Raw genomic sequence first — 13034 nt, forward strand, 5'->3', positions numbered from 1 at the left:
CTGGTCACGAGGATGCGCACCGCTCAGCCGGCGAGACCACGTTCCGTCGCCCAGTGGTGGGGGCGGGGCATGGGGACGGGGTCGGTCTGCTGCCGCTGGTCGGGCTCGGCAAGCCGGAGCAGGCGGTACATGGTGCGCCGCAGCAGCACGCCGGCATTGCCCGGGCGGGCGGTCAACGCAGCCATCACCGTCTCGGGGTCGACCTCGCCGGTCAGGGCGAGTTGGGAGATCAGCGGCTGTCGGGGGTCCAGGCGGGGTGCGTGGGTGGCGAGCAGGTGCTGGGCCGTACCGGTGGCCGGTACCGGTCCCTGGGCGGGGAGCAGCAGGGTCCGGCGTCCGATGGCGGCGGCGTAGGCCGTGACGGAGCCGTGGTCGCCGACGACGTGGTCGGCGGCAACCACCGGGCCACGCCAGTCCTCGGTCGGATCGGGCAGCAGCAACCCGGCGTCGAGGCAGCCCCGGAGCCAGGCGCGGATCTGGCGGTGCCCGTGTCCGTCCCAGATCGCGGGGTGCAGCAGCGCGGCCACCCGGTACCGGTCCGCCGGGAGCTGTTTCATCAACTGTGGAAGCAGGTCCGGCCAGCGGCCGAAGGCACCGTCCCTGCCCCAGGTGGAGGAGACCACGACGAGTTGCTGATGCGCGCCCAACCCCATGGCCCGCCGGTAGTCCGGGCGGCGGGGAAGGCTGGCGACGAGCCGGTCGACGCAGGGGTCGCCGACGACCACAGCCGCCTCGACCGCCTCCGGGCACTGCCGACGCAGCACCTCCAACTCACGGTCGTGGGAGAGGGCGAGGGCTGTCGGGAGCACGCGCCCGTCATGGGTCAGCCGTTGGGCGTCGAGACCGTACACCGGTGGGTCTGCGAGCACCGGCGCGTCGGACGAACCGGGTCGCACCCGCTTGCTCCGTCCGGCCCCGTGGGCCAGCAGCAGGAGCGGCGCGTGCAGTTGGTGCAGCCCGCCGTGGGCGGCGGCGATGCCGAGGTCGAAGTGCTCCCGGACGGCCTGGTACCAGGGCAGGACGAGCGCGCCGAGCCGGTCGAGGAACCGTGCCACCTGATGGTTGAAGACGTCCGGCGCCACGGTGAAGACCACCTGCACGCGGGGGTCGCCCTCGACGTACCCGATGACGTCCAGCAAGCGTTGGCAGCTCGCGATGGTGTGGGCCACGACGAGCGTCGGCCGGCAACCCGACCGGCTCACCCAGCGGCTGGCGTCGATGCCGACGGGGGCGGGTGACCACTCCAGCGACGTCATTGACGTAACTCTATCCAGGCTCGCGCGGAGTTCGGTGCCGGGGCGGATCCGCGCCTGAAGGAGGTGCCGATCAGGCCAGCCCGCGACGCGGCGCGGCCGGGGCCGTCGAAACGGTCCCGGCCGCGTCTCCTACCGGGTCACCCGTCGAGCGGCTTGATCCAGATGTTGCGGTACTGGACCGGGTTGCCGTGGTCCTGGAGCCGGATCGCGCCGGCCGCCGGGCCCTCCGGCCGGCTGCCGCCGGTCGGGCCGAGGATCTCCACGTCGTCGTGCACGGTGACGCCGTTCCACACCACGGTCACCCGGGGGTTCGCCACCTTGTTCCCGGCCGCGTCGTAGCGGGCCTGCCGGTACTCGATGTCGTACGTCTGCCAGGTCTGGGGCGGTCGGGCCGCGTTCACGTCGGGCGCCTTCTGGGTGTAGATGGCGGCGGAGTCGTTGTTCTGCGGCGGGTCGACGCCGAACGAGTCGAGCACCTGGATCTCGTAGCGGTCCTGGAGGTAGACCCCGCTGTTGGCGCGCTGCTGCCCGGTCACCTCCGGTGGGTAGAGCGGCAGGTTGAACTCCACGTGCAGCCGGAAGTCGCCGAACGCCTGCACGGTGCGCAGGTCACCGCCGCGTACGGTCATGGTGTTGCCGGCGAGCGTCCACTCCGGTTCGCGCCCGTCGGTGTGCTGCCACTCGGTGAGGTCGCCGCCGTCGAACAGGGTGATCCGTTCGCCGCGTGGCCGGACGGCGAGCACGTCGAGGTTGACGTGCCCGGAGTCGGCGCTCTCCTTGCGGTACTCGACGATGTTGCGACCCCGCCGCAGGTGTGCCCTGCTGGTGACGGTGCCCCACTCCTCCCAGGTGACGGTGGACGGGAAGACCGTCTGTTCGATCCGCTTGCCGTTGACGTACAGGCTGAGCTGTTTCGGGCCGGAGAACGGGTTGGGGCCGTTGCTGTAGCGCATCGCCAGGTCGTGGTTGCCGGCCTCGGGGACGTCGACGGAGATCCGGGTCGACGCGCCGTCGTCGGCGAACCCGGCGGCGAAGCCGGCACCGGAGTAGGCGGCGTGGTCGGTGGCCAGGCCGACGCCGACGGTGCGACCCTCCTCGGCCTCGAAGAAGGTCTGCGGCTGGGCCACCCGGCCGGGGATCTCGTTGAGCGTGTACCAGGCCTCGGTGTTCCACAACTGCTCGCCGTCGGCGGCGGAGAACGGGCGCGGGGAGCGGACGTGCACCACCCGGTTCTCCTTCAGGCCGGGGATGCGCAGCCGGACGGTGCGCCCGTTGGCCGCCAGCACCGCCCGGGTCACGGTGAGTGTCTCCATGTCGAGCTTGGGCCCGCCGTACTGGCTGGTCGCCCCGTAGCGCCACTGCGTCACCTGGTACGCCCCGGCGAGCCGCGCGGCGGTCTCGGCCGAGATCGGCTCGGTGTATTCCAGGTCGAACCCGTTGGCGGTGGCCCGCATCTGCTTGACCTCGAAGGCCGAGGTGCCGTTGGGGGTGAGCTTCTGCAGGCCGTAGGTGAGTTTGCCCTCCTGGCCCCAGTTGCCGCCGGCCCCCACGCCGCCCACGTAGACCGCGCCGTCGGGGCCGAGGGTGACCTCGTTGACGCCGGCCTCCAGGCCCTGCGTGTGCCGGAACACCGCCCCCTGGTACTGCCCCTCGACCTCGTCGAGGTAGACCCGTTGCAGGCCGCCGTAGGTGACGTCGCCGACGACGAGCTGCCCGGCGTACGGCCCCTGCGCGAGCAGCACGGGGCTGGACGGGGAGTTGCCGATCTCGTTCTGCGGGAGCCAGACGATCGGTCGGGTCACCGGCTTGTCGTCGTACGGCCCGTCGGGGCTGGTGTAGTGGTTGAAGAACGCCCCCTGCTGGATCTGGACCAGCTTGGACGCGGGCAGCCAGCCACCCTGGTTGTCGGTGACGAGGACCTCGCCGCGCGGCCCCCAGCCAATCCCGTTCGGGGTGCGCAGCCCACCGGCCACATAGGTGATCTTGCCGGTCCGGGCGTTGACCTTGATCGAGGTGCCCCGGTTCGCGGCGGGCTGCGGCACTGTGGTGGCGCCGCCCTGGTTGATCGCGACCGACAGGTTGAGGTGGAAGAACCCGTCCCGGTAGAGCAGGCCGAAGGCGAACTCGTGGAAGTTGCCGCCCCACGGCCAGGTGGCGACCGTACGGCGGTCGTCGGCGTCGCCGTCGCCGTCGGTGTCGCGCAGCGCGGTCAGCTCGTGCTTCTGGCTGACGTAGACGGTGCCGTCGACCACGGCGACGCCCTGCGGCTCGCGCAGCCCGTCGGCGAACCGGTGGTAGGTCACCTGGTCGGGGCCGGTCGCGCCGGTAGCGCCCTCGGCCACCCAGATCTCGCCGGTGGCGTTGTCGGTGCCGCCCCAGGTGCTCAGGACCAGCGCGCCGTCGGGGCGGAACGCCATCCCGGTGACCTGCGGCCGGAACCCGTCGGGGCGCAGGTCGGTGAGGGTGTAGCCGGGGTGCACCCGGTCGAGCGGCAGACCGTCGCCGGCCGAGTCGGTCGCCCCCTCGCAGTACTTCCAGCCCGGCGCGGTCACCCGGACCACCCCGGCCTCGGTGCTCAGCGCGGAGTTCGGGACGAGGGTGAAGTCGGCGTTGCCCGGTGGACGCCATTCCAGCCGCAGCACCTGGCCGCCGCCGTCGTCGAAGTGCTCGATGCGCAGCGGGTGCCGGCCGGCGGTGAGGGTGACCGTGCCGTCCTTGGCGGTCTCGCCGTGCAGCCCGTCGTGGTCGACGACGACCGCGTCGCCGATGGTCAGCCGGGAGCCGTCGTCACTGGTGAGGCGGAAGGCGTAGGTGCCGTCCACGGGCGCGGCGAGGTTGGCGGTGACGTGGCTGATGAACCGGTCGGCGAGCCCGAAGTCATCCGTGCTGGTCCAGTTGACCTGCGGCATCAGCTTGTCGACGTTGGGCGTCTGCGCGGGCTTGAGGGTGCACAGCGCGGACAGCGGGGTGCCCATGTCGTACGAGCGCAGGGTGACGCCGGGTTCCTGGGGCGGGAGGTCGGCGGTGGGTGCGGCGGTGGCCGGGGTGACGGAGGCGGTGGCGAGCACGGTGGCCAGGGCGGTGCCGGCGGCCACGAGCACGGGTCTGCGACGCCAGCGACGCCGGTGCGGGGCGGTCATGGTTCCTCCAGTGGTGGTGGGCCCGGCCGGGGAGGGACCGCGCCACTTTCTCCCGATGGCGGGTCGGTATGGAACGCGTCACACCAAAGATTGATCGCAGACACTAGCACTTTGGATCGATTCGGGGAAACTTTTCGATGAGTGAGCGAAAGTGGCTACGGATGGGCCCGATTCCACCGATTCGTGGGCTGGTGGGGGTGCCGGGATTGAGGCACTATTCCCAGGGACTCTGCGCAGCTCAAGCCCAGACTGGTAGGTGAATCGTGCCGCTGCCCCGTCGCGTGGTCGTTTCCGGTGTGGTCGCCACGGTCGTCCTCGGCGCGGTGGTGGGAGTGGCCCTCTGGGTGGGCCGGGACGACCCGGCCTACCAGCCGCCGACATCACGCGTGGTGCAGCCGGGCGCACCCGGCCAGCCGGGTCGGCAACTGTCCGGCACCGACCTGGCGCAGGTCTCGCCGCCCGGGTTCACCGCAGCCGACAGCCGGTTCGTCCAGGGCATGATCCCGCACCACACGCAGGCGCTGGCGATGACCGCGCTGCTGGCCGGACGGACCACCAGCCCGGACGTGACGCTGCTGGCCAAGCGGATCGAGGTGTCGCAGGGCGACGAGATCGCCCGGATGCGCACCTGGCTGGCCGAGCGCAACGTGCCGGCCGCCGGCCCGCACGACGGGGCGGCGCACGACGCGCTCATGCCGGGAATGCTGACCGCCGCCCAGTTCGACCAGCTCAAGCAGGCTAGTGGTACGGAGTTCGACCGGCTCTTCCTCACCGCGATGATCCGCCACCACCAGGGCGCGTTGACCATGGTGGAGCAGCTGTACGCGGGCGGCGGCGGGCTGGAGCCGGCGAGCGACCAGTTCGCCCGCGAGGTCAACGCCGACCAGGGCATCGAGATCCAACGGATGCAGCAGATGCTGGCCAGACTCGGCTGAGCTGCCGTCGGGCGGCACCGGTTCGGGTGCTGGCCAAACTCGGCTGAGCTGCCGTCGGGCGGCACCGGTTCGGGTGCTGGCCAAACTCGGCTGAGCCGCCGTCGGGCGGCACCGGACCGGGCCGCAGGAGTCGGGGAACGGCCGGGGCCCGCCCAGCGACGCTGGGCAGGCCCCGGTTCGTGCGATCCGTCGGTCCGGCCGGACCGGGCGGGTTACCTGTCGAGCTGGTCGATCAGCGCCTGGGCGTCGCGGACCAGCAGGTTGCGCGCGCCGACGGCGTTGAGCGCGCGGGCCTGGTCGACGAAGGTGGTCAGGTGGGTGACCGCCTCCGCCGGCTGCCCGCCGCTGGCCGCCGCGGCGGCCTTGCCGAGGCTGGTGGTCAGCTTGTCGGCGTTGCCCGCGCTGACGGTGCCGGCGGACCGGTAACCGTCCACGAGGGACCGCAGGTCGGCGAAGGACGTCGTCGTGGTGAACGTGACGGACCGGTTGGTGGTGTTGCCGGCCTTGTCCTTCGCGGTCACCGTCAGGGTGTGGCTGCCCAGCGGGAGGCTGGACAGGGCGACCGTCGTCCCCCGGGCGACCCGCTTGCCGTCCAGCAGCGCGCTGTCCGGGTTGATGCCGGGCCCGGAACCGGTGTCGGTGACCGACCAGTCCACCGTCAGCGCACCGGAGTCACCGTACGAGGTGCCGTCGGTGAGCCCGGAAACCTGCACGGCGGGTGCCGTCCGGTCGATCTTGAGCCACTGGCTGCCCTGCCGGGAGGTGTTGCCGGCCCCGTCGACGGCCCGGTAGCGCACCGGACCCTTGACGTCGGCGCTGATCGTCGCGACACCGCTGGCCGGGACGTCCACCCAGGTCACGCCGTCGTCGATCGAGTACTGACCGGTCCAGAGACCGGCGATCAGGCCGGTGAGGGTGAGCGTGACGTCACCGGTGTACCAGCCGTTGCTGCCGGTCGGCTCGGCCGGGCCCACCGTGGCGGCGACCCTCGGGTTGAAGGTGTCCGCCAGGTCCACCACGGACTGCCGGAGCGTGCGGTGCGCTGCGGTGTCGAGCTTGTCGGCCAGGGCACGCAGTTGCTCCTCGGCGGCGAACCGCCTGCCCTCGGCGGCGAATCCGCTGGCCCGGGAGAGGACCGCGTCGACCTCCGTGCTCAGCGCCGGGTCGATCGCGCCGGCCCGTACCACCTGGTCGTGGTAGGCGCGGACGAGCGCGAAGCTCGGCGTCCAGCTGATCTTCGGCTGGCCCTGGGCGTTGAACCCGGCCAGCTTCACCTGGCCGGCGGCCTCGATCTCGGCGGCCGACAGGTGCGCGCTGGGGGTCAGCTTGAACACGTCGAAACCGCGGGCGATCTCGTTGCCGTAGAGGTTGCCGTTGTACCAGTACGCCGACCAGAAGCCACCGAGCACGAGTGAGGTCGGGCTGACCGGCCCCCGGTCGAAGTACGCGATCTCCCGTGGGTGCGCCGAGTCGGTGAAGTCGAACACCGAGATGCCGCCCTGGTACCAGGCCTGCATCATGATGTCGCGGCCCGGCACCGGAATCAGCGAGCCGTTGTGCGCGACGCAGTTCTCCTGCAGCGACTGGGGCACCGGCAGCTTGTAGTAGCTGGCGAAGGTCATCTTCCGGTCGACGATGTCGAAGATGGCGTTGGCGCCCCACTGCGGCTGGTCGGTGTCGCGGCAGCGTGCGCCGCTGCCCCCGCCCCACTCGTCAGTGAAGATCACCTTGGTGCCGTCGTTGTTGAACGTCGCCGAGTGCCAGTACGCGAAGTTCGGGTCGGCCACCTCGTCGATCCGCTTCGGGTTGGCCGGGTCCGAGATGTCGATCAGGATGCCGTTGCCCTGACACGCGCCGGCCGCCAGGCCGATCGCCGGGTAGGCGGTGATGTCGTGGCAGGCGTTGGTGTTCGGCGTGGGCGACCAGGTCGACCCGGACGGGTGCCGGGGCGTCACCGGGCCGTTCTGGAGGCCGTCGACCCGACCCGTGGCCGGGTCCTGGAACAGTCGCGGTTGGTTGACCACGGCGGCGTTCTGGGGTGCGGCCACCGGCACCTTGATCACGTCGATCCGCCACCGCGACGGGTTCTCCCCGTCGGCGGCGTTGTTGTTGCACCCCTCCATCGTGGTCGCCGGGCGCACGGATGCCGTACCGGAGACGTAGATGTAGATGTTGTCGGCGTCGCGGGGGTCGGTCACCACCGTGTGGGTGTGCGAGCCACGGCAGAGCTGAACCCCCGCGACCTGCACCGGGTTGCGGACGTCGCTGATGTCGAAGATCCGCACGCCCTGGAACCGGGTGCCGACGTTGGGGTTCGTGCCGCAGTCGACCCGTCCCCGGGTCTCCTCGACCGACATGAAGAGCAGGTTGCCCTGGACGGAGAGGTCACCCTGCCCACCGGGGCACACCACGCTGGTGACCAGGGTCGGCTCGGCCGGGTTGGCCACGTCGGTGATCGTGAAGCCGTTGTAGTTGCCCTGGAAGGCGTACCGGCCGCCGAAGGCGAGGTCCGAGTTGTAGTACCCGCCGTTGCCAGGGTTGGTCGGGTCGACGAATCCGGCCGGCTTGTCGCGGTGCGCCACCTGTTCGAGGTTGCTGATCGCGGACTGTGCGTCGAGCCAGCCCGCGCCGAGGCCGACGCGTGGGTCGGGCTCGGCCGCCGACGCCGTACCGGGGATCGCGCCGGCCAGGAGCAGCCCGGCGGCCATCAGGCCGAGTGCCCGTCGGCCCCGGCGTGCCCTGGGGGTTGAGGGAGTGGTCATGTATCGCCTTCCGATCGAAGGACCAGCCGCGACGTCCACATAGGGAGAAACGCGCCGCGTGAGTAAGGACCGTACCGACGATCAGTCGCTGGTCAAGATACTCATGTGAGTTATGTACGCGTTTGCGCGGCAAGCCGTGCGCAATTGCCTCCGGACGACCGCGCAGGTCACGACAGGCGTAGGAAGCGTCGGCCCGGTCCGTGCGCCAGTCGTCGAGTCGCCACCGACCCGCCCACCCGGCGGGCGTCGCCGAGCGCTCATGGGTGGTTTCTGGCACCGTGGGAACGACGTACTGCGTCATCGGATGTCCGGTACGTCGCAACGAAGGGGGTTCACGTGGAATTCACGCTGTCGACCCGCCAGGAGGGTGCCGGCACAGTGGTGGAGATCGCCGGTGACCTGGACATGAGCACCACCCCGCAGTTGCGGGAACGGTTACGCGAAGTGGTCGAGGGCGGCGCCCGGGTCGTGGTGGTCGACCTGACCGGTGTCGGGTTCATGGACTCCAGCGGCCTCGGCGCGCTCGTGGTCGCCTATCGGGAGCTGCGGGAACGCAACGGCTGGCTCGGGCTGGCCGGGGTCCGCCGGTCGGTCCGTACGGTGTTGTCGATCACGTCGGTCGACCAGGTCATCGGCATCTTCGACACGGTGCCCGACGCCGAGGCGGCGGCCCGGGTGTCGTGATCCCCTCAGTGGGGCCGGACGCTGGCCCGGGTGGTGTCCGCGCCGGCGGTGCTACGGCGCGGCCCGTGGTCGCCGTACCAGTCGATGATCAGCAGGGTCGCGTCGTCGGCCAGGGCCGGACCGGCGATGGACAGCACCGCGTCCGACAGCGCCCGGACCGCCTCCCGGGGGTGCAACGGCGCGATGTCGAGCAGGGCGGCCGGTAGGTCGAGATCGGCGGCGTTGCGTTCGCGCATCCCGTCGGTGACCACGACCAGCCGGTCACCGGGGCGCAGGGCGACCTCCCCGCTGCGGAAGCCCGCCTCGGGGAACATGCCCAGCGGGAAGTTGCCGGGCAGTTCCAGGGCCGTGGTCCGGCCGTCGCGGACCAGCATCGGCGGGACGTGCCCGGCGTTGAGCAACTCGCAGCGCCCGGTGGGCAGGTCGATGCGGCCCAGCACCGCCGTCACGTACGCGCCACGGACGTTGGCGTGCTCAGCGATGGCGCTGTTGGCCTGGTCGGCCTGCGCGGTCAGGCTCAGGCCACGGCGGCGGGTGTTGCGCAGACTGCCCACCCCGAGAGTGGCGGTCAGCGCGCTGGCGACCCCGTGGCCCATCGCATCGGTGACACTCAGGTGCAGCACGTCGCGGGCCACGCTGTAGTCGAAGGTGTCGCCGCCGACGCTCGCGGCCGGCTCCAGCCAGCCGGAGAGGGTGAACGCGCCGCCCTCGCAGGTGAACGAGGCGGGTAGCAGCCGGCGTTGGATCTCGGCGGAGAGGGTGAACGGGGTGCTGCGCTGCCCCCACTCGAACAGGTCGGTGTGCCGCCGGTTGGCGATTATCACGAACGCCAACGCGTGCGCGGTCCGGGCGACCCGGGCGATCACCTCGTCGTCCGGCTCGTCGGGCAGGTCGATCTCCAGCAGGCCGATGACCTCGCCGCGCTCGGTGACGGGTGCGAGCAGCCGCCACCGGCCGTTGCCGGGCAGCACCTGGGGGAGCTGGAGGCGCACCGCCTGCTCGTAGGGCCCGCCGTCGAACGGGAGCACCTCGGCGGCCTCCTCGTCCTGGAGGCGGCCCGGCCCGTCGGCGCTCGGCTGGTGGGTCAGCCGGACCAGGGCCCGACCGCTGAGATCGGCGATCAGCAGCGAGACGCCGAGCGCGTCCAGCGCCGAGGCGATGGCTCCGGTGACCGCCTCGACGGCCTCGACCGGGGCGGCGTCCTCGGCCGACTGCAGCATCTCGGCCAGCACGATCTGGTCGCTGTCCTCCACCCGTCGAGCATAGGCACTCCGGGTGCCGCCCGCCTCACGAGCCGACCGTGGGTCGGCGGGGACCCCGCCGGGACCGGTCACGCTGTCGGTCACCCCGGCGGGGGGCCGGCGAGGACGGCCCCACCGACCGTGTCCACGTACCACCGCTGGTACTGCTCCGGTGGCCAGCCCCGTTGCCGGACGAGCCAGTCGAAGTTGCGGACGTCCTGCGCCAGCCAGAGGATGTCCGCGACCTGGTCGACGTCCAGGTCGGGGCGGAGGGCCCCGGTGCCGACGAGTTCCGCGGCGAACATGGCCATGCCCCGGCGGCGCTCGTCGACGTTCTTGCGCCAGATCTCGGCGGCGTCCTGATCGGCGGTGGCGGCCCCGGCCAGCGCGAGCATCACCTGGGCCTGCCGGGCGTTCACCTCGACCAGGTGGCGGGCGTAGCGGATGAGCTTGGCGCGGGGGTCGGCGAGTGCCCGGATCTCGGCGACGAAGGGCCGGTCCGGCAGGGCCACCGGTTCGTCGTCGCCGGCCAGGGTGACGTCGACCAGGTCGGAGAGCAGTTGGCGCTTGCTGCCGAACAGCGCGTACACCGTCTGGACCGCGACGCCTGCCGTTGCGGCGACGGCGGTCAGCGGGGTGGCCGCGTAACCGGGGTCGACGAACAGTCGACCGGCCGCTTCGAGGATCGCCCCTCGGGTCTGTCGGGATTGTTCCTTCCGCCGGGAGGAGTCATAGCGCCTCTTGACAACCACGCCACGAGTGTAGTGCTCTATTCGATAGATGATAACTCTATCGAAAGTGGTGGCCATGCCGTTCGGTGTGTTGCAGGAGATGCCCGGCGTCAGCGAGGCGGAGTACCGCCAGGTCGAACGGCACCTCGGACCGGACCGGCCGCCGGGGCTCGTCGCCCACGTCGCCGGCCCGGTCGAGGACGGCTGGCGCATCATCAACATCTGGCAGGACGAGGCCGCGTTCCGCCGGTTCCAGTCCGAACGGCTGGTCCGGGCGGCGGGCCTGGCAGCGCAGGAGGACGGCTTCGACCCGACGAAGGCGGCCGGCTTCCGCGCGGTGAGCGTCGACGGCACCGAGATGCCGTTCTGATGGCCGACGCCGCCGCCCTGCGGTCCCGAGGTGCCACCTTCTGGGCAGGGGCGGCGGCCGGCTGGATCCGGCACGCCGACTGGCAGGACGGGATCGGGCGACCGTTGGGCGCGGCGGCCATGGATCGCCTGGCCGTACGGCCCGCCGAACGAGTGCTCGACGTGGGCTGCGGTTGCGGCGGCACCACGGCCGAACTCGCCTCGGCCGTGGGCGCGGCCGGCACGGCGGTCGGCGTCGACATCGCCGAGGCGATGGTGGCCGCCGCCCGGCGACGGTTCCCCCCGGACCGGTACCCCGGAATCCGGTTCCACGCGGCGGACATCGACACCCTCGATGCCGTACCGGGAGCGCCGTTCGACGCCGCGTACTCGCGGATGGCCCTGATGCTGCTGGCGGACCCGGTCGCCGGCTGCACCGCGATCCGGCGGTCGATGCGCCCGGCAGGCCGACTGGCCGCGACCGTGTTCCGCGACGGCACCGTCAACCAGTGGCTGTTCGCCGCGATGCTCGGCGCGGCACCGCACCTCGGAGCGCTGCCACCGCTACCGGTTGGAGCCGAACCCGGTCCGTTCGCCTTCGCCGACCCGGCGCGGCTCATCCGGATCCTCACCGCTGCGGGCTGGACCACTGTCACGACCACGCCGTGTGACGTGGTCATGCAGGCACCCAACGACGCCGAGGCGGTGGCCGAGTGGCTCGTCGAGATCGGCCCGGCCGGTGCCGCGTACCGGGCGGCCCCGCCCGCCGGGCAGGCAGCGGCGCGCGCGGGAGCGGCCCGGTTGCTCGACCGGTTCCGGGAACCCGACGTCGGCTACCGGCTGCCCGCCGGCCTCTGGCTCGTCACCGCGACCGCCGGGGCGGCCGACGAGCCGTCCGCTGCGGACGACCCGTCCTACCCACCCCCTGAAGGGACGAAGAACCGATGAAAACCGTGCGTACGCTCGTGTCGACCCTCTGTCTCGTGCTCACCCTGTCCGCGTGCGACACCGCCGCCGCGCCACCCGACGCCGCGTCCAGCGCGGCCGGGTCCGCCGCGGCCGGCGACTCGACGCCGGTGTCGGCGAAGGAGGTGTGCGCCTACCTGGAGGGGCGGTTGCCGACACTGCGGGGTATCGGGTCCGAGACCGGCGCGATGGCCAACCTCACCGTGAACCTCTATTCCTGGTACGAGAAGCAGGGCGCGGTGCCGAGTGGCCGCCAGATCGACGACCAGACCGGGCAGGAGTGCCCGACTGTCCGGACCGAGTTGCTAGACCTTGCCGGCATGGAGAGCTTCGACCGGCTGTAGGTCGTCCGATGCCGGCTCACCGCGTATCTCGTGCCGCCGCGATGTCCCGCTCGGGGTCAGCGACGGTCGAGGGCCGACTCCAGCCGACGGATCAGCGTCTTGCGGCCCTTGCCCCGGCGCTCGGCACGCAGGGCCGCTCTGAGCTGCGTGGTGTCAAGATCGCGGACGTGCCGGGTCGCCTCGGCGACGGTCAGCTCGGTGAGGGACCCGGCCGACGTGACGCTCCGGCGGGCCCGCCGGGCCGGCCCGGTGTTGGCGACGTACTGCCGGCCGGCCGTCGACGACTTGCGCTTGCGGGCGTCGGTGGCGCGCTGCTGCTGCGGGGAGAGCTGCTTCCAGGCCCGGTCGGGCAGGTAACGGTCGGTCTCGCCGTCGTGCCGGGCCCGGGTGGTGCCCTGCCGGGTCCGCCACTTCTGGTCACCCCAGCGCCGCAGGGACTGCTGCCGCTCGTCGCGCGGGCCCTGGTAGCCACCGCCGCGCTTCTGGTATTCCCGGGTCAGCAACTGCGACTTGCGCGCCGACCACTGTCCCGGCCGACCACCCCGGTCACCGGCCCTGATCTCGTCCTTGAGCCGCTCCCGCAGCTCGGGTTCCGTGTACCGCGCCATGGGGGCGGAGTACCCGTGG

Annotated in this window: 11 protein-coding genes; 5 read left to right on the forward strand and 6 right to left on the reverse strand. The window is 71.9% G+C overall.

Going from position 1 to position 13034, the window contains the following annotated elements:
* Nucleotides 1-23: 23 nt before the first annotated feature.
* Together ACQP2H_RS03035 and ACQP2H_RS03040 are read right to left on the reverse strand one after the other, a co-directional pair.
* On the reverse strand, nt 24-1256 hold the full coding sequence (locus ACQP2H_RS03035; RefSeq protein WP_433230918.1) for a hypothetical protein: 1233 nt from the start codon (nt 1254-1256) through the stop codon (nt 24-26).
* A 137-nt stretch (nt 1257-1393) separates the two neighbouring features.
* Nucleotides 1394-4396: a family 16 glycoside hydrolase gene (locus tag ACQP2H_RS03040; protein ID WP_433230921.1), complete on the reverse strand. Its 3003-nt coding sequence runs from the start codon at nt 4394-4396 to the stop codon at nt 1394-1396.
* A gap of 263 nt (nt 4397-4659) precedes the next feature.
* Between ACQP2H_RS03040 and ACQP2H_RS03045 the strand changes: the two genes are divergently transcribed.
* Complete coding sequence (locus tag ACQP2H_RS03045) at nt 4660-5331, forward strand: DUF305 domain-containing protein (protein ID WP_357533207.1); 672 nt, start codon at nt 4660-4662, stop codon at nt 5329-5331.
* Between the two features lie 212 nt (nt 5332-5543).
* Here the strand turns inward: ACQP2H_RS03045 and ACQP2H_RS03050 are convergent, their stop codons facing one another.
* A complete protein-coding gene (locus ACQP2H_RS03050) occupies nt 5544-8093 on the reverse strand; it encodes an LVIVD repeat-containing protein (protein ID WP_433230924.1) in 2550 nt (849 codons plus the stop codon).
* Nucleotides 8094-8429: 336 nt separating this feature from the next.
* On the opposite strand from ACQP2H_RS03050, the gene ACQP2H_RS03055 reads away from it, so the two are divergent.
* Nucleotides 8430-8777: an STAS domain-containing protein gene (locus ACQP2H_RS03055; RefSeq protein WP_433230926.1), complete on the forward strand. Its 348-nt coding sequence runs from the start codon at nt 8430-8432 to the stop codon at nt 8775-8777.
* Nucleotides 8778-8782: 5 nt separating this feature from the next.
* Here the strand turns inward: ACQP2H_RS03055 and ACQP2H_RS03060 are convergent, their stop codons facing one another.
* Together ACQP2H_RS03060 and ACQP2H_RS03065 are read right to left on the reverse strand one after the other, a co-directional pair.
* Complete coding sequence (locus ACQP2H_RS03060; RefSeq protein ID WP_433230929.1) at nt 8783-10030, reverse strand: PP2C family protein-serine/threonine phosphatase; 1248 nt, start codon at nt 10028-10030, stop codon at nt 8783-8785.
* An 89-nt stretch (nt 10031-10119) separates the two neighbouring features.
* Complete coding sequence (locus ACQP2H_RS03065; RefSeq protein ID WP_308290993.1) at nt 10120-10770, reverse strand: TetR/AcrR family transcriptional regulator; 651 nt, start codon at nt 10768-10770, stop codon at nt 10120-10122.
* 55 nt (nt 10771-10825) lie between these two features.
* Between ACQP2H_RS03065 and ACQP2H_RS03070 the strand changes: the two genes are divergently transcribed.
* Genes ACQP2H_RS03070 through ACQP2H_RS03080 form a run of 3 tightly spaced genes read left to right on the forward strand, consistent with a single transcriptional unit; the run spans nt 10826 to nt 12407 of the window.
* Nucleotides 10826-11119 (forward strand): hypothetical protein, encoded by a 294-nt coding sequence (locus tag ACQP2H_RS03070; RefSeq protein WP_141723074.1) that lies wholly within the window; start codon nt 10826-10828, stop codon nt 11117-11119.
* The gene (locus tag ACQP2H_RS03075) at nt 11119-12045 is read left to right on the forward strand and encodes a class I SAM-dependent methyltransferase (protein WP_433230933.1); all 927 of its coding nucleotides are present in this window, start codon (nt 11119-11121) and stop codon (nt 12043-12045) included. The genes ACQP2H_RS03070 and ACQP2H_RS03075 overlap by 1 nt, the downstream gene beginning before the upstream one ends.
* Nucleotides 12042-12407: a hypothetical protein gene (locus ACQP2H_RS03080; protein WP_219466303.1), complete on the forward strand. Its 366-nt coding sequence runs from the start codon at nt 12042-12044 to the stop codon at nt 12405-12407. Before ACQP2H_RS03075 ends, ACQP2H_RS03080 begins: the two co-directional genes overlap by 4 nt.
* Before the next feature lie 56 nt (nt 12408-12463).
* Here the strand turns inward: ACQP2H_RS03080 and ACQP2H_RS03085 are convergent, their stop codons facing one another.
* Nucleotides 12464-13015, reverse strand: coding sequence for a hypothetical protein (locus ACQP2H_RS03085; RefSeq protein ID WP_357533214.1), 552 nt, complete (start codon nt 13013-13015; stop codon nt 12464-12466).
* Between the last annotated feature and the right edge of the window lie 19 nt (nt 13016-13034).

Source organism: Micromonospora sp. CA-248260, assembly GCF_050942205.1.
GTDB lineage: Bacteria > Actinomycetota > Actinomycetes > Mycobacteriales > Micromonosporaceae > Micromonospora > Micromonospora antibiotica.